At 59.4% G+C, this 22,308-nt stretch carries 23 protein-coding genes and 1 riboswitch; of the genes, 8 read left to right on the top strand and 15 right to left on the bottom strand.

The window, feature by feature from the left end:
- Window positions 1-129 precede the first annotated feature (129 nt).
- The 3 genes from MPJ51_RS08420 to ychF all read right to left on the bottom strand — a co-directional run bounded on the left by MPJ51_RS08420 (window position 130) and on the right by ychF (window position 2,933).
- Window positions 130-1,011 (bottom strand): LysR family transcriptional regulator, encoded by an 882-nt coding sequence (locus tag MPJ51_RS08420; RefSeq protein ID WP_298384613.1) that lies wholly within the window; start codon window positions 1,009-1,011, stop codon window positions 130-132.
- Window positions 1,012-1,190: 179 nt separating this feature from the next.
- Window positions 1,191-1,733, bottom strand: coding sequence for a hypothetical protein (locus MPJ51_RS08415; protein ID WP_298384610.1), 543 nt, complete (start codon window positions 1,731-1,733; stop codon window positions 1,191-1,193).
- A 102-nt stretch (window positions 1,734-1,835) separates the two neighbouring features.
- Entirely contained in the window at window positions 1,836-2,933 is a 1,098-nt protein-coding gene (gene ychF, locus MPJ51_RS08410; protein WP_298384607.1) for a redox-regulated ATPase YchF, read from the bottom strand.
- A 203-nt stretch (window positions 2,934-3,136) separates the two neighbouring features.
- On the opposite strand from ychF, the gene MPJ51_RS08405 reads away from it, so the two are divergent.
- The 8 genes from MPJ51_RS08405 to MPJ51_RS08370 all read left to right on the top strand — a co-directional run bounded on the left by MPJ51_RS08405 (window position 3,137) and on the right by MPJ51_RS08370 (window position 9,584).
- Entirely contained in the window at window positions 3,137-3,622 is a 486-nt protein-coding gene (locus tag MPJ51_RS08405) for an acyloxyacyl hydrolase (protein WP_298384604.1), read from the top strand.
- Between the two features lie 79 nt (window positions 3,623-3,701).
- A complete protein-coding gene (gene trpA, locus MPJ51_RS08400) occupies window positions 3,702-4,493 on the top strand; it encodes a tryptophan synthase subunit alpha (RefSeq protein ID WP_298384601.1) in 792 nt (263 codons plus the stop codon).
- Window positions 4,494-4,655: 162 nt separating this feature from the next.
- Window positions 4,656-5,822, top strand: coding sequence for an alpha-hydroxy acid oxidase (locus tag MPJ51_RS08395; protein ID WP_298384598.1), 1,167 nt, complete (start codon window positions 4,656-4,658; stop codon window positions 5,820-5,822).
- Window positions 5,823-6,085: 263 nt separating this feature from the next.
- Window positions 6,086-6,742 (top strand): 50S ribosomal protein L25/general stress protein Ctc, encoded by a 657-nt coding sequence (locus MPJ51_RS08390; protein ID WP_298384595.1) that lies wholly within the window; start codon window positions 6,086-6,088, stop codon window positions 6,740-6,742.
- A 124-nt stretch (window positions 6,743-6,866) separates the two neighbouring features.
- Window positions 6,867-7,544, top strand: coding sequence for an aminoacyl-tRNA hydrolase (gene pth, locus MPJ51_RS08385; RefSeq protein WP_298384592.1), 678 nt, complete (start codon window positions 6,867-6,869; stop codon window positions 7,542-7,544).
- A gap of 85 nt (window positions 7,545-7,629) precedes the next feature.
- Window positions 7,630-8,793 carry a serine hydrolase gene (locus tag MPJ51_RS08380; RefSeq protein WP_298384589.1) on the top strand — a complete coding sequence of 388 codons (1,164 nt, stop codon included), beginning with the start codon at window positions 7,630-7,632 and terminating at the stop codon, window positions 8,791-8,793.
- Between the two features lie 9 nt (window positions 8,794-8,802).
- A complete protein-coding gene (locus MPJ51_RS08375) occupies window positions 8,803-9,180 on the top strand; it encodes a DUF2237 domain-containing protein (protein WP_298384586.1) in 378 nt (125 codons plus the stop codon).
- A gap of 83 nt (window positions 9,181-9,263) precedes the next feature.
- Window positions 9,264-9,584, top strand: a complete 321-nt coding sequence (locus MPJ51_RS08370; protein ID WP_298384583.1) for an antibiotic biosynthesis monooxygenase — start codon at window positions 9,264-9,266, stop codon at window positions 9,582-9,584.
- A gap of 34 nt (window positions 9,585-9,618) precedes the next feature.
- Here MPJ51_RS08370 and trpB read toward each other — a convergent pair whose 3' ends face one another.
- The 12 genes from trpB to metK all read right to left on the bottom strand — a co-directional run bounded on the left by trpB (window position 9,619) and on the right by metK (window position 22,219).
- The gene (trpB, locus tag MPJ51_RS08365; protein WP_298384580.1) at window positions 9,619-10,866 is read right to left on the bottom strand and encodes a tryptophan synthase subunit beta; all 1,248 of its coding nucleotides are present in this window, start codon (window positions 10,864-10,866) and stop codon (window positions 9,619-9,621) included.
- A gap of 89 nt (window positions 10,867-10,955) precedes the next feature.
- On the bottom strand, window positions 10,956-11,600 hold the full coding sequence (locus MPJ51_RS08360) for a phosphoribosylanthranilate isomerase (RefSeq protein ID WP_298384577.1): 645 nt from the start codon (window positions 11,598-11,600) through the stop codon (window positions 10,956-10,958).
- Between the two features lie 8 nt (window positions 11,601-11,608).
- The gene (locus tag MPJ51_RS08355) at window positions 11,609-11,959 is read right to left on the bottom strand and encodes a LapA family protein (protein WP_298384574.1); all 351 of its coding nucleotides are present in this window, start codon (window positions 11,957-11,959) and stop codon (window positions 11,609-11,611) included.
- 7 nt (window positions 11,960-11,966) lie between these two features.
- Window positions 11,967-12,251: an integration host factor subunit beta gene (ihfB, locus tag MPJ51_RS08350; RefSeq protein WP_008758048.1), complete on the bottom strand. Its 285-nt coding sequence runs from the start codon at window positions 12,249-12,251 to the stop codon at window positions 11,967-11,969.
- Between the two features lie 271 nt (window positions 12,252-12,522).
- Window positions 12,523-14,199 carry a 30S ribosomal protein S1 gene (gene rpsA / locus MPJ51_RS08345; RefSeq protein ID WP_298384565.1) on the bottom strand — a complete coding sequence of 559 codons (1,677 nt, stop codon included), beginning with the start codon at window positions 14,197-14,199 and terminating at the stop codon, window positions 12,523-12,525.
- A 232-nt stretch (window positions 14,200-14,431) separates the two neighbouring features.
- Window positions 14,432-15,340 (bottom strand): hypothetical protein, encoded by a 909-nt coding sequence (locus tag MPJ51_RS08340; RefSeq protein ID WP_298384563.1) that lies wholly within the window; start codon window positions 15,338-15,340, stop codon window positions 14,432-14,434.
- A 312-nt stretch (window positions 15,341-15,652) separates the two neighbouring features.
- Complete coding sequence (locus MPJ51_RS08335) at window positions 15,653-17,341, bottom strand: tryptophan halogenase family protein (RefSeq protein WP_298384560.1); 1,689 nt, start codon at window positions 17,339-17,341, stop codon at window positions 15,653-15,655.
- A 190-nt stretch (window positions 17,342-17,531) separates the two neighbouring features.
- On the bottom strand, window positions 17,532-18,047 hold the full coding sequence (locus MPJ51_RS08330; RefSeq protein ID WP_298384557.1) for a hypothetical protein: 516 nt from the start codon (window positions 18,045-18,047) through the stop codon (window positions 17,532-17,534).
- A gap of 91 nt (window positions 18,048-18,138) precedes the next feature.
- Window positions 18,139-18,747, bottom strand: coding sequence for a d(CMP) kinase (locus tag MPJ51_RS08325; protein WP_298384554.1), 609 nt, complete (start codon window positions 18,745-18,747; stop codon window positions 18,139-18,141).
- The gene (gene aroA, locus MPJ51_RS08320) at window positions 18,744-20,090 is read right to left on the bottom strand and encodes a 3-phosphoshikimate 1-carboxyvinyltransferase (protein ID WP_298384552.1); all 1,347 of its coding nucleotides are present in this window, start codon (window positions 20,088-20,090) and stop codon (window positions 18,744-18,746) included. The genes MPJ51_RS08325 and aroA overlap by 4 nt, the downstream gene beginning before the upstream one ends.
- A gap of 69 nt (window positions 20,091-20,159) precedes the next feature.
- The gene (locus MPJ51_RS08315; protein WP_298384549.1) at window positions 20,160-20,870 is read right to left on the bottom strand and encodes a tRNA (guanine(46)-N(7))-methyltransferase TrmB; all 711 of its coding nucleotides are present in this window, start codon (window positions 20,868-20,870) and stop codon (window positions 20,160-20,162) included.
- Window positions 20,871-21,037: 167 nt separating this feature from the next.
- Window positions 21,038-22,219 carry a methionine adenosyltransferase gene (gene metK, locus MPJ51_RS08310; RefSeq protein ID WP_298384546.1) on the bottom strand — a complete coding sequence of 394 codons (1,182 nt, stop codon included), beginning with the start codon at window positions 22,217-22,219 and terminating at the stop codon, window positions 21,038-21,040.
- A 5-nt stretch (window positions 22,220-22,224) separates the two neighbouring features.
- Window positions 22,225-22,273: riboswitch (SAM-SAH riboswitch) on the bottom strand.
- Window positions 22,274-22,308 lie beyond the last annotated feature (35 nt).

The raw sequence follows: 22,308 nt of genomic DNA, 5'->3' as shown, positions 1-22,308 counted from the left end.
ACGCCCTTGGGTGCGCCTGATGGCTTGGTATCTAATGGTGCCATGATGCCCTCCGATTGAGGCTCCGTGTGTCATCAGATTAACATATCGTCAAATCTCTTATCGCAATCGCACGATAACGACAGATTATCACCGTAAAGACGTCACCACATCGCGCAGGGCTTGAACGGTGGGCAGCTCGGGGTCACGGCTGAGCGTTGCCAGACAGATCGGCTTGCTGACAACGGGATCGACCAGAGGCAGCACCTTCGTGCCCTGCAAATCGCCCAGCGCGCGGACCAGAACGCGGGGGACGACCGTAGCCGCCAACCCCTCGCGCGCCATGACCATCGAGGCGGTGAACCCGCTGGTTTCGGCCACCACATCCGGGTGCAGGCCCTGTTCGGCGAAAATCCGGTCCAGAATGCGGCGGTTCTGCATCTGCGGCTCTAGCAGGCTGAGCGGGAATTCCGCCACCCGTGCCCAGGGGATCGGGCCGGTTTCATCCGTCATATGCGCCGGGACCAGCAGCACATAGGTTTCCTCATAAAGCGGCTGCACCTGCCGCAGATCGGTACCGATGCTGTCGCCATAGGTGATGCCTGCGTCCAGACTGCCCTCATCCAGCCGGTGCTGGATCGCGGTCGCAGACATGGTCTCGATGCGCGTGATGATGCGGGGATGCGTATCCCGCAGCCGCTTGGTCAGACGTCCTGTGAAGGCAATCGCGGTCGGGATCACACCGAGGATCAACGTCCCGGTGATCTCACCCCGCGTGGCCAGAACCTGCTGCTCCAATGCCTTGGTATCATCAAGGATACGCCGCGCCCGCTGGACGATCATCTCGCCCTCTTCGGTCAGGCCCTGAAACCGGTTGGCGCGCCGGACGATGGAGACCCCCAGCCGGTCTTCGAGATTGCGGATACGCATCGAAAACGCAGGCTGCGAAATCCCACATTCCTCGGCCGCTTTGGCAAAGTGGCGATGCCGCGCCAGGGCGCTGAGCAGTTGCAGGTCGCGGATTTCGATCATTTGGAGGTTTCTCGAATGGCGGATCAAAATCCATATTAACTAGGTTTTCCAAGGGGGGAAATGTGTGACTGGTTAGAATTTCGAAGCCGCGCGCGAACGTTCCGAATACAGCATCGACAGGTGAGCTGTATAAGAATGTGACCCAGTTTCAAAGTCACGGGCAATACCGAAATCAACCCTCAGCGAGTGTCATTCTGGTGTGCAGGAACTCTTTGCAAATCTATTGCCAAAGAATTGACCCATTTGCACTCATGGCCGTCACGTGTTGCGATGATCCGATCTTCAACGTAGCTTGCCTCCCAAACGGCAGCACGCTCCAATCCAAGGCACTCGCTTAGAAGCGCTGGTCGTTCCCAGCCTTGTTCCGCAAAATCTGAATGCCACAGCGAAAGTGCTCCAGAAATTTGATCCTGCTTGAAACGGTAGTCTTCCTTAATCACATCACTTCGAGGCTCAAGCCGGCCAACTTTCAGCCAATAACCCCTGCTAATGACGTCACGATAGACAAAGGATTTGAACAGTATTGGTAGTTCAATCAAGTTCTCGATTGTGGGGCGCTCTGAAAAGTAACCTTCTAAAACCGCGACGAAATACTCTTCCCCCAGTTGCCCATAAGCCCAACAACTTTCACCTATCGGAATCTCAACCAGCGCTCCAACTTGCCAGCGTTGCCGTTTTGAAGGTTGGCCTCTTTGTGCCAGCATTAGGTTTTTTGCGTCCATGCTTTGTGCATCTCACACCAAGCGCCTGTTCTCAATCTCAAAACAGCGCATTAGGTCGCCCCACGTCGAGCGCGCGAAAAGCCCTGCCGGAGGCGTCACCATTCAGGTATTAAACAAGAAATGCATCACATCGCCATCCTTGACGATGTAGCCCTTGCCCTCGGCCCGCATCTTGCCCGACTCCTTCGCGCCCTGTTCACCATTGGCGGCGATATAGTCGTCATAGGCGATGGTCTCGGCGCGGATGAAGCCCTTTTCGAAATCCCCGTGGATCACACCTGCTGCCTGCGGGGCGGCGGTGCCGGTGCGGATGGTCCAGGCGCGGGCCTCTTTTGGGCCGACGGTGAAATAGGTTTCCAGTTTCAGCAGGTCGTAACCAGCGCGGATCAGACGGTCGAGGCCGGGCTCTTCCAGACCCATCTCCTCAAGGAACATCTGGGCCTCGTCCTCTTCCAGCAGGCTGATCTCTTCCTCGATCTTGGCGCTGATGATGACATGCGCGTTGCCTTGGGCGGCGGCCATCTCGGCCACGCGGGTGGAGTATTCATTGCCCTCGGCGGCTTCTTCCTCGGACACGTTGCAGACGTAAAGCACCGGCTTGGTGGTCAGCAGTTGCAGCATCTTCCACGCCTTGGCGTCTTCGTCCGAAACCTCGACCAGACGGGCGGGTTTGCCGTTTTCCAGCATCTCCTGCGCGGTGGCCAGCAGGCGGTCCTGCTGCTGCGCCTCTTTGTCATTGCCCTTCAGCTTGCGCACCAGATTGGCGCGGCGTTTCTCGATGCTTTCCAGATCGGCCAACATCAACTCGGTCTCGATGGTGTCGGCGTCGGCAACCGGATCAACCCGGCCATCCACATGGGTCACGTCGCCATCTTCGAAACAGCGCAGCACATGGGCAATGGCGTCCGTCTCGCGGATATTGGCCAGGAACTGGTTGCCCAGCCCTTCGCCCTTCGACGCGCCTTTGACCAAACCGGCGATATCCACGAACGTCATCCGCGTCGGGATGATCTGTTTGGAACTGGCAATCGCCGCCAGCTTGTCCAGCCGGTCATCAGGCACGGCCACGTCACCCACATTGGGTTCGATGGTGCAGAACGGGAAATTCGCCGCCTGTGCGGCTGCGGTTTTGGTCAGCGCATTGAACAGGGTCGACTTGCCCACATTCGGCAGACCCACGATTCCCATCTTAAAGCCCATTGCGACCTCCTGACATACGGTTCGAGCGCTGCTTCTAGGCAGGTCCGGGTCAATGCGCAAGGCACGTTGCACCAGAACCCATAGCGGGTTCAAACTGACACATCACGAAAACGGCATCACAATGTGTTCTTGCAGATATTGAATACGAGCAACTACAGTCCTCAATAAAGACAGACATTTGAACGACGGACAGAGCATAAGCAATGAGATCTCTTATCATCGCAGCCCTTGGCCTGCTGGCGGCGGGTTCAGTTCAGGCGCAATCCATCATCTTCGGCGCAGGATACGCCGACTTCTCGGACAGCCAGTCTGTGGATCAGGCCCTTTTCTCGCTCGAATACCAGCATCGGCCATTTCACGAGGCGACCCGGTTCAGCGCCACATGGGGTGCAGCAGTATCGGTGGATGAGGATGGCGACACCCATATTGGCGCGGGTTTGGTGGGGATCTACGCCTTCAACAACCGCTGGTTTGTCGAAGGCAGCGTGATGCCGGGGTATTATGACGAATCCAATGCGCTGAACGATCTGGGCGGCAGCTTTCAAATCCGCAGCCTGATCGGGCTGGGATATACTCTGAACAGCGGCAACAAGGTTTCCGTGGCGCTGACCCATAAATCCAATGCCAGCACGCAAGAGGACAATCCGGGCGTGAACGCAGTTTTGCTGAGGTATCACTACAGCTTCTGATCCAATCTGGCCGGGTCGGGATTGATTTTCGGTCAAAGTTTCTGCACATCAGGTTCAAACCTGACTGCAAGGACATCCGATGACCCGTATCGACGCCAAATTCGCCGCCCTGAAAGCCGACGGCAAAAAGGCTTTTGTCGCCTATGTGATGGCCGGGGACCCTGACTATGACACCTCGCTTGAGGTCGTTCGGGGTCTGCCGGGTGCCGGGGTGGATGTGATCGAGCTGGGCCTGCCCTTCACCGATCCGATGGCGGACGGGCCGACCATTCAGGCCGCCGGGCAACGGGCGCTGGATGGCGGCATGACCCTGCAGCGTACTCTGGATCTGGCGCGGGCCTTCCGTGAAACCGATGATACGACCCCGATTGTGCTGATGGGGTATTACAACCCGATCTACAATCGCGGCGTTGACACCTTTCTGGCTGACGCCAAGGCTGCAGGAATCGACGGGCTGATCGTGGTCGATCTGCCCCCGGAAGAAGATGACGAGCTTTGCTTGCCCGCGCAGGCCGCCGGGCTGAACTTCATCCGTCTGGCGACGCCAACGACCGATGACAACCGTCTGCCGCGTGTGCTGCAAAACACCTCGGGCTTTGTGTACTACGTCTCGATCACCGGCATCACCGGCGCGGCCGAGGCGCAGGCAACCGATGTCGGCCCGGAGGTCTCGCGCATCAAATCCGCCACCGACCTGCCGGTGATTGTGGGCTTTGGCATCAACACGCCGGAAAAATCCCGCGCCATCGCCAGTGTCGCGGATGGTGCCGTGGTGGGGTCTGCCATCGTCAGCCAGATCGGTGCGGGTAAACCTGTGGCCGAGGTGTTGGACTTCGTCAAAAGCCTGTCCGACGGGGCGCACACGGCCTGATCACCGCTGAAACTCATTGCGACCAGATACACCGCGGTTGACTTGGGTCAGCCGCGGTTTTTTCATGTGCCACGGCGCGGCACGGCTCTTATTCGCCTTGCATTGCAGCGCGCCACAAGAATTGGTAAGCAAACTTAACCAATCCACCGGAGGTCCGCCAGAATGACTGTCATCACCAATATCCAGGACCTCAAAAGAATTTACGAACGCCGTGTGCCGCGCATGTTCTACGACTATACCGAAAGCGGCAGCTGGACCGAGCAGACCTTCCGCGAGAACAGCTCGGATTTCGAGGATATCCGCCTGCGCCAACGGGTCGCGGTAGATATGTCCGGACGCTCGACCGCGTCGCAGATGATCGGGCAGGATGTTACGATGCCGGTGGCACTGGCCCCGGTCGGGCTGACCGGCATGCAGCATGCCGATGGTGAGATCAAAGCCGCCAAAGCCGCCGAAGCCTTTGGCGTGCCCTTCACCCTCTCGACCATGTCGATCAACTCGATCGAAGATGTGGCCGAGGCTACGACCAAGCCCTTCTGGTTCCAGCTCTATACGATGAAGGACGAGGACTACGTCAGCCGCCTGATCCAACGCGCCAAGGATGCGGGCTGTTCGGCGCTGGTCATCACGCTGGACCTGCAAATTCTGGGCCAGCGACACAAAGATCTGAAAAACGGCCTGTCCGCGCCGCCGAAACTGACCCCGAAGACCATCGCCAATCTGATGACGAAATGGGCCTGGGGAATCGAGATGCTGGGCGCCAAACGGCGCGAATTCGGAAATATCGTGGGTCATGTCGACACGATCACCGATACGCGGTCACTGGGAACCTGGACAGCGGAACAGTTCGACCCAAGCCTCGACTGGACGAAAGTCGAAAAGCTGATGGAGCAATGGGGCGGCAAGGTGATCCTCAAAGGCATTCTGGATGCCGAGGACGCCAAAATGGCCGCCAAGTTGGGCGCTGATGCCATTGTCGTCTCGAACCATGGCGGGCGGCAACTGGATGGCGCGCTTAGCTCAATCCGCGTATTGCCCGAAATCATGGACGCGGTCGGCGACGATATCGAAGTGCATCTGGACAGCGGCATCCGGTCCGGTCAGGACGTCCTCAAGGCGCTGGCGTTGGGCGCCAAGGGCACCTATATCGGTCGCGCCTTCATCTACGGCCTCGGCGCCATGGGTCAACAGGGGGTGACAACGGCGCTGGAGGTCATTCAAAAAGAACTCGACACCACCATGGCGCTGTGTGGCGAGCAGAACGTGGCCGCCCTGGGCCGTCACAACCTGCTGGTGCCCGAAGATTTCGGCGGGCGCTGGCAGAAGTGAAGTTGCACGGCCAGGCAGAGGCAAGCAAAAGGGGGCGCTGCCCCCGCCGCCCTGCGGGCGCCTCCCCCGGGATATTTTTAGCCAGATGAAGCAAGGGGTCCATTCTTCATCTGGCCCTAAATATCCCGGAGCGCGAGGCAGAGCCTCGCAAAAGGAAAACCCGCTAAATACCCCTTTCCAACCGATATGAATCACGCTATGGACGCGGCTTCACGCGGGCATACAGCCTTGGAGGATGCCCGCCCTAACATTGGAGATTTATCATGGCTGGTGAGATTCCTGATCTCGTAGCTCTGGAACGGACGGGGACAGGCAAGGGCGCCGCTCGTCAGGCACGCCGCGATGGCATGGTTCCGGGCATTGTGTTTGGTGGCGACAAAGAGCCGCTGCCGATTCAGATCCCGTTCAACGTTCTGTTCAAGCGCCTGAAAGCGGGCCGGTTCAAGTCGACCCTGTGGAACCTGAAGGTTGAAGGTCATGAAGACGTCCGCGTCATCTGCCGTGACGTTCAGCGTGACGTCGTCAAGGACCTGCCGACCCACCTGGACCTGATGCGCCTGCGTCGGACCACCAAGATCGCGCTGTACATCCCGGTTGAGTTCGTCAACGAAGAAGCCGCACCCGGCATCAAGAAGGGCGGCGTTCTGACTGTTGTCCGCCCCGAGGTCGAACTGATGTGCACCGCCGGTGACATTCCTGAGAAGATCACCGTTGATCTGACCGGTCTGAACATCAACGACGTTGTCACCATCTCGTCGGTTGACCTGCCTTCGGGCACCAAGCCGACCATCGACCGTGATTTCGTGATCGCGAATATCTCGGCACCGACTGGCCTGTCGACCAGCGACGACGAGGAAGAAGGCGACGAGGTCGCAGCCGATGAAGTTGAAGTCGTCGGCAAGGACGAAGCGGAAGAATAAATTCGGATCATCGTATTCGGGTTATGAAACGGGGCTCCGGCGGGGCCCCGTTTTTCTTTGCAAAGGCTGGAAACCGGGGCCCGTTCCATGCCATCAACGGCGTCAGAAACAAAGGATCAAGGTGATGAAACTGTTTGTGGGTCTGGGCAATCCGGGCGCGAAATATGCCCGCAACCGGCATAATATCGGTTTCATGGCCGTGGACCGGATCGCCGAAGATCATGGTTTTGGCCCCTGGCGATCCAAATTTCAGGCCGAGATCGCCGAGGGGCGGCTGGGCTCTGAAAAAATCCTGCTGATCAAGCCGCAGACTTTCATGAACCGCTCTGGCCAGTCGGTGGGCGAGGCGATGCGGTTCTACAAGCTGGACTCGACCGATGTGACCGTCTTCCATGATGAGCTTGATCTGGCCCCCGGCAAGGTGCGCGCCAAGGCAGGCGGCGGCCACGCGGGACATAACGGATTGCGATCCATCCACGACCATATCGGGGCCGCCTATGACCGGGTTCGGCTGGGCATCGGGCATCCGGGCCGGAAAGAGATGGTCTCGCCCTATGTTCTGGGCGATTTCGCCAAGGCTGATGGCGAGTGGCTGGAGGATGTCTTGCGGGGTGTCTCGGACGGGGCGGCCCATCTGGCTGCCGACGATGGCGGCAAATTCATGAACGCGGTTGCCTTGCGGACCGCTCCGGCACGGTCGTCGAAAACCCCGGCAAAGCCCGCCCCCAAACCCGAGGTCACGCCGGAGCCTGAGACAGACGACCGCTCGGCCATGCAAAAACTGCTGGACAAGTTCCGCTAAGCGTTCGGTCCAGCTGCCGTAACGTCCTGATTGCATGGCTGGCCGCCGCGCGGTCCTATATTGCAAACCAAAGGGGAGGCGACGGATGAGAACCCTGCTGAAATGGCTTTTGCGCATCACATTGGCGCTGGTTCTGGCCGCCGTGGTTGTGGGCCTGTGGAAGCGGGAAGAGATCATGCGCCTGTTGGCCGTGAACTCTCTGTTTTCCGAGGAAAAGATCGTCCACAATTTCTCGCACATGAATGACGCGTTCCTGACCGTCGATCTGCCACGCGGCAATGGTCCGACATGGGAGCTGCCCTATGGCCCCGGTTTCGATCTGCCCGAAGGCACGGATGAGTGGATTGAGACACGCGCCGTGACCTCTCTGCTGGTCATGCAGGGCGGACAGATCCGGTTTGAGGAGTATTATCTGGGCACCGGCCCCGATGACCGGCGGATTTCATGGTCGGTTGCGAAAAGCTACCTCTCGGCCCTGTTCGGTATCCTGATGAACGAAGGCGCGATTGAATCGCTCGACGATCCGGTGACCAAATACGCGCCGCAACTGACCGGCAGTGCCTATGACGGCGCATCCATCCGCAACGTGTTGAACATGGCCAGCGGCGTCAGTTTTGACGAGGATTATCTGGACTATAATTCGGATATCAACCGCATGGGCCGTGTCGTTGCACTGGGCGGAGAGCTGGACGATTTCGCCGCCTCGCTGCAGGACAGTTTCACGACACCGGGGGAGGTTTGGCAATATGTCTCGATCGACACCCATGTGATCGGAATGGTGATCCGCGGCGCGACCGGACGCAGTGTAGCCGAGCTGCTGACCGAGAAAATCATTGATCCGCTCGGGCTGGAGCGGGACGGATATTACATCACCGACGGCGCGGGCGTGGCCTTTGTGCTGGGTGGGCTGAACTTCACCACCCGGGATTTTGCGCGGTTCGGCCAAATGATCCTGCAGAACGGAGAGCATGACGGCGAACAACTGGTGCCCGCCGAATGGATCACCGAGGCCACATGGCCCAGCGCACCGACCGAGCCGGGCAAGATCGGCTATGGCTACCAATGGTGGGTGCCCGTCGGCGCGCATGAGGGCGAATTTCTGGCGCGTGGTATCTATGGTCAGTATATCTATTTCGACCAGCCGCGCGGGGTGCTGATCGTCAGCACCGGGGCCGACCGCAAGTTCCGCGAGCCCGGGGTCAACGACCAGAATGTCGAAATGTTCCGCAAGATCGCGCAAAGCCTGTAAGATAGCCCCATGCAAAAGCAAGACAGCATCAATGTGCTGGGCGGTGTTCTGGCGCCCTGTTCCCGCAAACCGCTGACCGGGTTCTTTCGCGACGGGGCCTGCAACACCTGCCCCGAGGATCAGGGCAGCCATACGGTCTGCGCTGTCATGACGGCCGAGTTTCTGGCCTATTCGAAATATGTCGGCAACGACCTGAGCACCCCTCGGCCCGAGTTCGACTTTCCCGGCCTCAAACCCGGCGACAGCTGGTGTCTGTGTGCCGGGCGGTTCCTGCAGGCCCATGACGAAGGCTGTGCGCCGCGCGTACATCTTGAGGCCACGCATCGGCGGGCGCTTGAGATTGTGCCACTGCATATCCTGCAAAAGCACTCTGCCATCCCCGATTGACCCGGCGCGAAAATTCAGGTCAAACGCCCGGTGCCAGCCAACCTGTTCCGCCAGCCCTGCACAATGATCGAACGAGGTTAGCCATGAGCTTTATCGCAATGAACCGTTTCAAAGTCCGTCTGGGCAGCGAAACCGATTTCGAGACCGTCTGGAAAGACCGTCAGGGCCGCCTGAACGAGTTGAAAGGCTTTCAGGAATTCCGCCTGCTCAAAGGCCCCGAAGGCGACGGGTATCGCCTGTATTCCAGCCATGTGATCTGGGACAGCCGCGCGGATTTCGAGGCCTGGACCAAGTCCCAGCAGTTCCGCGATTCGCACAAGAATGCAGGCGATAAAACCGCGCAGTCGCCAATCATCGAACACCCGCAATTCGAAGGGTTCGAAACCATTCTGCACGAGACTTGAAACGAAGAACCGGCCCAAAGGGCCGGTTTTTCACTCAATCGGCGCTGCGCCCTTCGGTATCTGACATATCAAAGTTCAGATATTTGGCCACAGTCTGCACGTCCTTGTCGCCACGTCCGCACATGTTCATGCAGATCAGGTGGTCCTTGGGCAGATCGGGCGCGATCTTCATCACATGGGCCAGCGCGTGGCTTGGCTCCAGCGCCGGGATGATGCCTTCGGTGGCGCAGCACAGCTGGAACGCCTCCAGCGCCTCTTTGTCGGTGATCGAGACATAATTCGCGCGGCCAATGTCGTTCAACCACGAATGCTCGGGCCCGATGCCGGGGTAATCCAGACCGGCCGAGATTGAATAGCCTTCCAGAATCTGCCCGTCATCATCCTGCAGCAGATAGGTCCGGTTGCCATGCAGCACGCCCGGGCGTCCTCCGGTCAGTGAGGCGCAATGCTCCATCTTCTCATTGACGCCTTTGCCACCAGCCTCGACGCCGATGATGTTGACGGATTTATCGTCGAGGAACGGATAAAACAGGCCCATCGCGTTCGATCCGCCGCCGATGGCAGCGATGATGGTGTCGGGCAGGCGGCCTTCGGCCTTGTGCATCTGCTCTTTCGCTTCCTTGCCGATGATCGACTGGAAATCGCGGACCATCGCCGGGTATGGGTGCGGACCGGCCACGGTGCCGATGCAATAGAACGTGTCGCGCACATTGGTCACCCAGTCGCGCAGCGCGTCATTCATGGCATCTTTCAGGGTTCCTCTACCGCTTGTCACCGGGATCACCTCGGCCCCCAGCAGGCGCATGCGGAACACGTTGGGGGCCTGACGCTGCACGTCATGCGCGCCCATATAGACGATACATTTCAGCCCGAACTTGGCGCAGACGGTGGCGGTGGCCACGCCGTGCTGCCCTGCCCCGGTTTCCGCAATGATCCGGGTCTTGCCCATGCGCCGCGCCAGAATGATCTGGCCCAGCACATTGTTGATCTTATGCGCGCCGGTGTGGTTCAGTTCATCACGCTTCAGATAAATCTTCGCGCCGCCCAGATGCTCGGTCAGCCGTTCGGCATAATAGAGCGGCGAGGGGCGGCCCACATAGTTGGCCCACAGATCGTCCATCTCGGCCCAGAAGGTGGGATCGTCCTTGGCCTTTTCATATTCCTCTTCCAGCGACAGGATCAGGGGCATCAGCGTTTCGCTGACGAACCGCCCGCCGAAGATGCCGAAACGGCCCTGTTCATCCGGGCCGGACATGAAGGAATTGAAAAGATCGTTGGCCATGGGTGTCTCCCTCGTCGTACCCGATGTTCATAGGAGGTGACGACAGGATTTGCCATCGCAAATCGCAATCACGCGCTGTGCAAATGGGATCAGCGGGCGGCTTCGATGAACGCGCGGATCAACCCCGCGTCCTTGACCCCCGGCGCAGTTTCCACCCCGGAGGAGACGTCCACCTGCTGCGCGCCGGTCATCCGAACCGCCTCAGCCACATTCTGGGGGGTTAACCCTCCGGCCAGCATCCAGGGCTTGCGCCAGTATTTGCGTCCGGCCAGCAGGCGCCAATCAAAGGACAAACCGTTCCCACCGGGCAGGTCCGCGTTCCGCGGCGGCTTGGCATCGATCAGCAGTTGGTCGGCCACGTCAGAATAAAGATCAATGGCCGCAAGGTCGTCGACCTCGGCCACGCCGATGGCCTTCATCACCGGCAAACCGAACCTGTCGCGTACCTGCTGCACACGTTCGGGGCTTTCTTTGCCGTGCAGTTGCAACATATCCAGCGGCACGGTGGACAGAATATGGTCCAGCTCCTGATCGGTTGCGTTGACGGTCAACGCAACCTTGGCAACCCCCGCAGGCACATGCTGTGCCAGAGCGGCAGCAGCCTCTGGCCCGATATGTCTTGGAGATTTCGGGAAAAACACAAACCCGACATAACCCGCACCCGCATCCGCCGCTGCGCGCACGTGATTGGGGGCGGTCAGGCCGCAGATTTTAACGCGAATATCAGCGGGCATGACGGGCCTCAGCTTGCCTCATCCAGCAGGGCCAGAACGTCGTCCTGCCCTTCATTCTGCTTTTTCTTGAGTTTCTTGACCTCACGCTCAAGCTTGCGCACTTCGCTGGTCTTGGCGGTGGCGTCGCGGCGATGCTTGTGTTCACGCAGCCATTCCCACAGGAAGCCGATCACCAGACCGGCAATAACCCCGCCCAGAACCACAATGAACAGCGGCAAAGAGGTCGAGAGGTTGAAGCCCAGCAGCTCGGACAGGGCATCGGGCATCAGTTTCAGTTCGACCATCTGGCGGTTCGCCAGCGAGATCGACACCAGAACAATTCCCAGCACTGCCAGGAATCCATATCGTAGATAGCGCATCATGGGGTCAGGCTTTACCGTTCAATCGATCCCTTAGCAACTTGCCGGTCTTGAAGAAGGGCACGCATTTTTCCTCGACCTGCACCGTCTCGCCGGTGCGCGGGTTGCGACCCACGCGCGCGTCGCGCTTTTTCACCGAAAACGCCCCGAAACCGCGCAGCTCGACCCGGTCGCCGCGCGACATGGCATCGGTCACTTCTTCGAAGACAGTGTTTACGATCCGTTCGACGTCGCGTTGATAAAGATGCGGGTTCTCATCGGCGATTTTTTGAATCAGTTCTGAACGGATCATGCGTGTTACCCTCCCAGGTACCGGGTTAATCATGCCTACTGTTCTGGGCAGTATAGGAAAAAACCCCGAAAGGGGGAACGTAAACTCTGTGTGCTTGGGCCGCAATTTTCAGGAAACTCACGCGATTTTTTGCCGAACTGGACAGATTCCCCACTTAAAGCGCAGGTGATTGGCCGAATAACCCGAAAATTTGGAACATGTTGATTCGCAACAAAAACGGCCCCGCGCGGATGCGCGAGGCCGAAAATCATGTCTGGGATGCGCCCCGGGCTTAGTCGCCCGATTTCAGCGCTGCACCCAGAATATCGCCCAGCGATGCGCCCGAGTCGGAGGAACCGTACTGTTCCACGGCCTCTTTCTCTTCGGCGATTTCGCGTGCCTTGATCGACAGGCCCAGACGGCGGGTCTTGCTGTCGACGTTGGTGACGCGGACATCGACCTTGTCACCGGTGCTGAAACGCTCGGGGCGCTGTTCGGCACGGTCACGGCTCAGGTCGGAACGGCGGATGAAGGATTTCATGCCTTCGTATTCCACCTCGATGCCGCCATCTTCGATTGCGGTGACTTCGACAGTGATGACCGAGCCACGCTTCACGCCGCCCACGGCTTCGGCGAACTTGTCACCGCCCAGGGCTTTGATCGACAGCGAGATACGCTCTTTCTCAACATCAACTTCCGAGACAACCGCCTGAACGACGTCGCCTTTGCGGTAGTTCTGGATCGCATCTTCGCCACGCTCGTCCCAGGACAGGTCCGACAGGTGAACCATGCCGTCGATGTCGCCTTCGAGGCCAATGAACAGACCGAATTCGGTGATGTTCTTGACTTCGCCTTCGACCTCGGTGCCCTCGGGGTGTGTTTCTGCAAACACTTCCCACGGGTTGCGCATGGTCTGCTTGAGGCCCAGAGACACGCGACGCTTGGCGCCGTCGATTTCCAGAACCATGACGTCGACTTCCTGGCTGGTCGAAACGATCTTGCCGGGGTGGACGTTTTTCTTGGTCCAGGACATCTCGGACACGTGCACCAGACCTTCGACACCAGCTTCCAACTCGACGAACGCGCCGTAGTCGGTGATGTTGGTGACGCGACCCTGATGGACCGAGCCCAGCGGGTACTTGGCAGCAACCAGATCCCACGGATCTTCCTGCAGCTGCTTCATGCCCAGGCTGATGCGGTGGGTCTCTTTGTTGATCTTGATGACCTGAACCTTGATGGTTTCGCCGATCGTCAGGATCTCGGACGGGTGGTTCACACGGCGCCATGCCATGTCGGTGACGTGCAGCAGGCCGTCAACGCCGCCCAGGTCAACAAATGCACCGTATTCGGTGATGTTCTTGACGACACCCTCGACGGTCTGACCTTCGGACAGGTTGCCGATAACCTCGGCACGCTGTTCGGCACGTGATTCTTCCAGGATTGCACGACGCGAGACAACGATGTTGCCACGGCGGCGGTCCATTTTCAGAATCTGGAACGGCTGCTTCAGACCCATCAGCGGGCCAGCGTCGCGCACGGGGCGGACGTCAACCTGCGAGCCGGGCAGGAACGCAACTGCGCCACCCAGATCGACGGTGAAGCCACCTTTGACGCGGCCAAAGATTGCACCTTCGACGCGCTGGTCGTCGGCATATGCTTTTTCCAGACGGTCCCATGCCTCTTCACGGCGGGCCATCTCGCGCGAGATGACGGCTTCGCCACGGGCGTTTTCTGCGGCACGCAGGTACACTTCGACCTCGTCACCTACAGCGATTTCAGGGGCTTCGCCGGGATTTGCGAATTCTTTCAGATCAACGCGGCCTTCCATTTTGTAGCCTACGTCGATGATGGCTTGGCCGGCTTCGATCGCCAGAACCTTGCCTTTGACAACAGAACCCTCTTCGGGCGTGTCCATTTCGAAGCTTTCATTCAGGAGGGCTTCGAATTCCTCCATGGATGCGTTAGCCATGTGGCGTTTGTTTCCTTTACATAACGTTTTTGCTGGCCGAGCGGTTGTCTCCGCCGGTCTTGTTTGAAGCCCGCTTGGCACGGGCCGGATTGGTCTTGGCTGCCGCAAAACAAAGAGGGCCGGGGGTCCCGACCCTGCTCGCTCTCGATGTTATCCGGCGTTTTCACCTTGTTGACGGGCGCTCTATAAAGGCTTCTGGCACGTCAGGCAAGTGGAAGCCGCCGGATCAGGGTCACATCGGAATCTGCACGCCGAAAAACAGCGACAGCGCGTCGACATCCGCGTCCAAAGACCCGGTGCTGCCGATGGCGGCCAATATGTCCGGATTGTAGTTGGTCGTGTCCATCACGTTGAACAGGCGGGAATAGGCAACGCCGACCTCAAACAAGCTTCCTTCGCGGAGTTTGTCCACCGGCAGTGCGACGCTGGCAGCCAGATCCAGTGAAAACACGGTTTGACGGTCGCGCGAAGACAAGGCACCAACCGCACCTTCGTATTCGTCGTTGATCCGCAGATCGCGGTTGCCGGTATAGGCGCCTGCAAAGCCTTCCAACTGGAGCGTGACCTTCTGTGAGATCGCAACCGATTTACGCGCGCCGATCACGAGGCCCAGACCGGTATAATCCGTTGCGCGACGCTGCTCCGAGAACTCACCCGGGAAAATCATCATGCCATGGGAATCCGAAGAAAAGTCCAGAACGCTCAATCCGCCCAGAATTTGCAATCCGTTATCCGATGGTTCATAGGCCGCCATTGCGCGGAACTGACCGAACCATGTTCCGCTGGATGTCTCGGCACCTTCCATGCACAGATCATGAGACAGCGAAATGATATCAAGGGTCGAGCATCTGCCACCGTCATCATACGCCGAATCGCCTGACAAACGGTTGTAGGTAAAGCTCAGTTCACCACCATAGGCCCCGAACATCGCATCGTTGGAATAGGCAACCTGCCCAAAAAACCCCTCTCCGTAGCTTGAATCGATCGTGGTCTGATCGACTTCATCATAAGCATAGAGATAATCGGAGAAGGACCCCCCGTACCCACCACGCACAGTCAGTTTTCCGTCTGCCGCAGCCAATGAAGGGATAGCCGCAGCAAGGGCAAGGCCCGTCGCCAGGGATTTGAAATTAGTACTCATTCCGCACCTTGTTTTTATGTTTTGAGCGGGCTTCCTAGACGCCGGTCGGGCCTTTGTCTGTCGATGCGGTACTTGGCTTGTTAACCTTTCGTTAACTGTATCCTGCTTGCCACACAATTTCGTGACCTGGCGTCAAAAGGATACTTCGGCGCAGGTCAGAGGGCAGCACAACAGTGCCCGACGCTTGCTGCAAGCGTGGTGCTTCTCAGGGAAAATGCACAGAACGCGGGCACCTGACCAGTTTGAATGCAGGGTTTTGACACCCTGCCCCCTTCCTGATCTTAAGTAGGCACTGCGCTACGAAAAGCGCGCCTAGAACAGCTGCAAATCCTTCGTGCCGCTTTGGATTTCGGCAAAGTTCGGCATGTTCTGGATCGATACGGAACCCTGCGCCGCACCCGGCATTGCCACGGTCGGGCTCATCGCCCCGGCCTTGGTAAAGGCCGCCGGTTTTTCCAGTTCGCCCCGAATATCGCGCAGCAGGGTTTTGTGATCCGGCATTACCTTGAGTATTCGCGCCAGATCCACTTTCGCGCCTTTCCACCACTGGAACCAGATCGCCTTGTTCAACGGCCTCAGACGGTCGCGGATGCCGGGGCCATAGCCCGTATCATAGACCTGTTTGCCCAAAAGAACCGTCTGATACACGCGATGGTCAAACAGTGTGGCGAATTCGATATCGTGCTCCATAGGCAGGCGGTGCTGCCACAGCTCCAGATTCTCGGCCAGCCGATCAGGTATCTTCATCTCGGTGCGCGCGTCGATCCAATATTGATCATCCGTGCGGTTGCCCAACCGATAGTGCAGGCAGATGAATTCAAGCACCTCGTTATAAAGCTTGTCCATCTGCCGGTTGTATCTGTCCCGCAGGGGTGGCTCGATGTCCCGGGTGGGCAGATGTTCGGCAAACCAGCGCACCGCGTGATCGATCATGTGGATCGCAGTGCTTTCCAACGGTTCGATAAATCCGCCGGACAGGCCAATCGCCACGCAGTTCTTGACCCATGCATTGCGCACACGTCCGACGCGCATCGGGATCACCCGCGGCGTTGCGCCCTTGCCGCTGTCACCCAGCCATTCCAGATATTCATCCGCCGCCTGATCATCGGTGCGATGCGCGGATGAGAACACATAGCCCGTACCCACACGGTTATAGAGCGGCACCCGCCACGTCCAACCGGCACCAAGGGCGGTGGACCGGGTTACGCTTTCGATCTTCCGTGGATTGGGATGTTCGATCTGCAACGCCATGGCCCGGTCATTGGGCAGATAGTCCGAGTAATCCATAAACGGCTCACCCAGAGCCTGATTGATGATCAATCCGCGGAACCCGGTGCAATCCACGACCATCTCGATGTCGTGGCGGCCGTTACGCTCTAACATCAGATGGCTGACATTGCCCTGTTCATCCAGTTCGACCGATTGCACCTCATCCTGGATATGCTCCACCCCGCGCCGGGTGCAGACCTGGGTGAGCATGCCTGCGAATTTCACCGCATCCAGATGGTAGGCGTAACCAAAGCGCTGTTCGAATTCGGGCTGACCCAACTGCCGCGCGCCTTTGCACAGGCGAGCCAGATCATCATGCGGAGCGATGGATTGCGTAAAATCCCGATCCCCGTTGCCCAGGCGCAGAAAATACTCGGCAGCTTCCAACCCCTCCAGCATCTGGCCGTGGGCGAAAGGGTTCACATAGTCGATGCGTTTCCCCTTTGGGTCCTTGTTCCAGTTGCAGAACTTCACACCCAGCTTGAATGACGCGTTGGTCTCGCGGAAAAAATCCCGCTCTGAAATGCCCGCCTGACGCAGCGTGACCGGCATGCGCGGCACCGTGGCCTCACCCACACCCACGGTGGCGATGTTGGGGCTTTCGATCAGGCAGATGCGCGGGCGATCTTTTTGCGATGACGTGCGGGAAAACACCATGTCGAGGATCAGCGCGGTCATCCAACCTGCCGTACCGCCGCCCACGATAGTGAGTTTGCGCAAACGATTGTTCATTTTGTTCCGTCCCTGTTGGCTGAAGGGAGTTCGTCGCTGCCTCCCCTTATTTCGGGGTTTGTCTTGCAGCTGTCCCTTTTTGCTTGAGAGAAACTATAACACCTTTCCTGCGTTCAGCTAGAGCCTATGATACCATACCCTGCATGCACACCCGCCCGGCACCGGGGACAGCGCATGTTTCAGGCGTGGATCAGATCTCCTCGCCTTTTTTCAAAAGCTCTTCGATCAGGGCACGCTGCAGGTCATTGCTGTCACCGCCCCCGAACTGCGCCACACCGCTGGAATAGAGCGTGCCATAGGTCTTGGCGATGTTTACCGCCTGCGCCAGACCGGAAATCAGCTGATCTTTCTCCAACGGCGACAGCGGGTGAATGAACGCAGCCCACAGCGTGCCGTTGGCAACGGCATACCGCGCGTCCAATGTGCTGTCGAAATTGGCCTGCATCATGCGCATCAGGTCTTCGTCTGACAGATCAGCGGCGCTGCGGATCGCAACCATGGCCCGCATCCGATCGGTGGTGGCGTCGGTGATCACCAGAACCGTTTCATCCGACACGGTCAGCTGAAACCCCGGCCCAAACGGTTGCGCCTCGGGGTCAAGGGCAAACAGAATCTTGCCCAGCCTTTCGTAATCCATCGGAGGCTCGGCCTCCTGAGCGGTCAGGCTGGTGGCCAGAAAAATCAGCGCAAGGGCAAGTCGGATCATTTTGTATCTCCTACACAGGATAATCCAACAATAGGAGCGGCCCCGCACGCAGGCCAAACAAAGCTTGGTGAACAGTGTTTCCGTCTGCCCCTTAAGGCAGTTTGGTCTGAATAAGCGCGATGGCCTGCGCCAGCGCCTGTTCGATGCTGAGGTCCGAGGTATCCAGCAGAACCGCATCCTCGGCCGGTTTCATCGGCGCGGTGCTGCGGTCAGCGTCGCGCGCATCGCGTTCACGCACATCGGCCAGAACCTGTTCGCGGGTTGCATCCGCACCCTTGGCACTCAGCTCCAGATACCGACGTTCGGCGCGCACCTCGGCGCTGGCGGTGACGAACAGTTTCACCTCGGCCCGTGGACAGATCACCGTCCCGATATCACGCCCGTCCAGAACCGCCCCGCCCGCGCGGCGCGCAAAGGCACGCTGGAAATCGACCAGGGCGGCGCGGACACCGGGGATCACCGCAACCTTGGAGGCCGCCTGAGCGATTTCGGCCGTGCGCAGATCACCCTGCCCTAATTCTTCGGCGGTCAAGGCCTGAGCCGTAGCAACGGCCTCCTGCCCCTCCAGCACGCGCCGACCCACCGCGCGGTAAAGCAGCCCGGTATCGAGATGCGCAAACCCGAAATGCGTTGCCACACCCTTGGAAATGGTCCCCTTGCCCGCCGCTGCGGGGCCGTCGATGGCGACGGTGAAACTCATGTACGTTCTACCTTGGCACCCAGACCGGCCATCAGGGGCTCGAATATCGGGAACGAAGTGGCGATCGGGCCGCCATCATCTACCGAGACGGGGGTTTTCGCGCCCATGCCCATCACCATGAATGACATGGCAATGCGGTGATCCAGAAAGCTTTCACAGATGCCGCCGCCGGGGACGTTGCCGATGCCAAGCCCCTCGACCGACCACCAGTCATCGCCTTCCTCGACTGTCACGCCATTGGCGCGCAGCCCGCGGGCCATGGCGTCGATCCGGTCGCTTTCCTTGACGCGCAATTCCTTGACGCCACCCATCACCGTGGTGCCGGTCGCGTTGGCCGCGACCACTGACAGAACGGGGTATTCGTCAATCATCGAAGCGGCGCGTTCCGGCGGAACCTCGATCCCCTTCATGTTGGGTGAGTATTTTGCACGCAAATCGGCGACGGGTTCGCCGCCTTCGATGCGTTCGTTTTCATAAGTCAGGTCAGCGCCCATCTCGCGCAGCGTGGTGAACAGACCGGCGCGGGTTGGGTTCAGGCCGATACCCGGCACCAACACGTCCGAGCCCGGCGTGATCAGCGCCGCACAAACCGGAAATGCCGCGCTGGAGGGATCACGCGGAACGGCAATGACCTGCGGCTTCAATTCGGGCTGTCCGGTCAGGGTGATCACGCGGCCTTCATCTGTATCCTCAACGGTGATCTCAGCGCCAAAGCCCGCCAGCATCCGTTCGGTATGGTCACGGGTGGCTTCTTTCTCGATCACCACGGTCTTGCCCGGCGCGTTCAGCCCAGCCAACAGCACAGCGGATTTCACCTGCGCCGAGGGCACCGGCACCTCATACCGCACCGGAACCGGATCGGCCGCGCCTACGATGGTCATCGGCAGGCGGCCGCCCGAACGGCCAACGGACTGTGTACCAAACAGCGCCAGCGGATCGGTGACGCGTGCCATGGGGCGTTTGTTCAGACTGGCATCACCGGTGAAGGTCGCCGAGATCGGAGAGGTGGCCATCGCCCCCATGATCAGCCGCACCCCGGTGCCCGAATTTCCGCAATCGATCACCTGATCGGGTTCGGCAAAACCACCGACGCCCACGCCATGCACCGTCCATTCACCATTGCCGTGATCGGTCACCTCAGCGCCAAAGGCGCGCATGGCCTTGGCGGTGTCCAGCACATCCTCACCTTCCAGCAGGCCCGAGATTTTCGTCTCACCCACCGCCATCGCGCCCAGGATCAGCGACCGGTGCGAGATCGACTTGTCGCCCGGCACTTCGGCCGTGCCGGTCAGCGGGCCGCAGGGATGTGAGGTCATCGGGATGGGCGTGCCGTGTCCGGACATGAGGGCTCCTGTTTTCGCTATCAGTGCCCAAGCCGATTAGCGAATTGGGGCCGGATGGTCCAGCGGCAATCAGCCTGTGCGGCGGAAGGTCAGGTAATGGGGCACCCGCCCTTCGCGCAGGGCCTTTTGTTCGTAGCGGGTGGAAATCCAGTCATCCCAAGGTTCGCGCCAGTCTTCGGGACGTTCGGCCAGCCATTCGAACCCGGCGCGCGGGACCTCTTCCAGCGTTTGGCGGACATAGTCGGGAATGTCGGTGGCGACGCGGAAAATCGATCCCGGCTTCAGGGTACGGGCCAGCGGTTCCAGATGTTCCTGTGTGACGAACCGGCGGCGGTGATGCCGGGTTTTGGGCCACGGATCAGGATAGAGCAGAAAGGCACGTGAAATGCTGGCCTCGGGCAGCACATCGAACAGATCGCGCGCATCGCCGGGATGCACGGCCAGATTGTCCACACCAGCTTTGCGGATCTTGCCCAATAGCATCGCGACGCCGTTGATATAAGGCTCGGCCCCGATGATGCCGATATCGGGGTTGCTCGCGGCCTGATGCACCAGATGCTCACCGCCGCCAAAGCCGACCTCTAACCAGACATCCTTGCCCCGGAACAGGTTTTGCAGGTCCAGAGGCGTGCGTTCGGGGTTGGTGTCCCAATCCACCGCACCCGGCGACAGAGCGTCGAGGTCTTCGTTCAGATACGTCTTTTGACTTTGCTTCAGGGTCTTGCCCTTGAAGCGGCCATAGAAGTTTCTGCGGGGGCGTTGCGGGGTCTGGGTGCTCATGGCGCTGCCCATACTGCGGGGCGCGCTTGGTGGCAAGGGTGGAGGTGGGGGCTCTGCCCGTCGCCATTGGTTTCTCGGACCAATGGCGCAACCAATAGCGACCCCCGCCGTATTTGAAACAAGAAGAAGAGCGCGCCCGTCAGGGCGCACCTTTGGATTACATCCGCTCAGACAGCCTTTTTCAGCGCGTCTGCCAGATCGGTGCGTTCCCAGCTGAAACCGCCATCCGCTTCGGGATCACGCCCGAAATGGCCATAGGCTGCGGTGCGCTGGTAGATCGGTTTGTTCAGTTCCAGATGCTGACGAATGCCGCGCGGGGTCAGGTCCATGACCTGTCCGACAGCCTGTTCGATCTCGGCATCGCTGATCTGGCCCGTGCCATGGGCGTCCGCATAGATCGACAGCGGTTTCGAGACGCCGATCGCATAGCTCAGCTGGATGGTGCAGCGTTCGGCCATTCCTGCAGCCACCACGTTCTTGGCCAGATAGCGCGCCGCATAGGCCGCCGAGCGGTCCACCTTGGTCGGGTCCTTGCCCGAGAAGGCTCCACCGCCATGAGGCGCGGCACCGCCATAAGTATCCACGATGATCTTGCGCCCGGTCAGGCCCGCATCACCGTCCGGGCCGCCGATCACGAACTTGCCGGTGGGGTTTACGTGCCATTCGGTCTCGGCGCTCAGCCAGCCCTCGGGCAGGGTTTCGCGGATATAGGGCTCGACGATGGCGCGGATGTCATTTGAGCTCAGCGCCTCGTCCAGATGCTGGGTCGACAGCACGATCGAGCTGACGCCGACCGGTTTACCGTCGCGGTAGACCACCGAGAGCTGCGATTTCGCGTCCGGACCCAGCGCGGGCTCGGACCCGTTTTTGCGCACCTCAGCCAGACGGCGCAGGATGGCGTGGGAATACTGGATCGGTGCAGGCATCAGCGCAGGCGTTTCCATGGTGGCGTAGCCGAACATGATCCCCTGATCCCCGGCGCCCTCGTCCTTGTCGTCCGCGGCATCCACGCCTTGTGCAATATGCGCAGATTGTTCGTGCAAAAGGTTCGTCACCTCGACCGTTTCGTGGTGAAACTTGTCCTGCTCGTACCCGATATCCTTGATGCAATCGCGCGCGATCCGGTCGATGCGGCCCATATAATCGTGCAGCTTGTCCTGATCCGACAGACCGACCTCACCCCCGATCACCACGCGGTTGGTGGTGGCAAAGGTTTCGCACGCCACGCGCGCTTCGGGTTCTTCGTTCAGAAAGGCATCGAGAACGGCATCGGAAATCCGGTCACAGACCTTGTCCGGGTGCCCTTCGGAAACGGATTCCGAAGTAAATGTGTAGTGCTGTCGGGACATGAAAGTGCTCCATTAAGATGTCTCTGCCACGCCAGGAAGCCGTTGTGACAGGCGTTCGTTGGGATACGCCCGCTAAAAGACTGGGTCAA

Origin of the sequence: Ruegeria sp. (genome assembly GCF_028066395.1) — a bacterium.
In the GTDB taxonomy this organism is placed as follows: domain Bacteria; phylum Pseudomonadota; class Alphaproteobacteria; order Rhodobacterales; family Rhodobacteraceae; genus Ruegeria.
The sequence above is the reverse complement of the archived record's forward strand: the minus strand, read 5'-3'. Positions and strand labels throughout refer to the sequence as shown.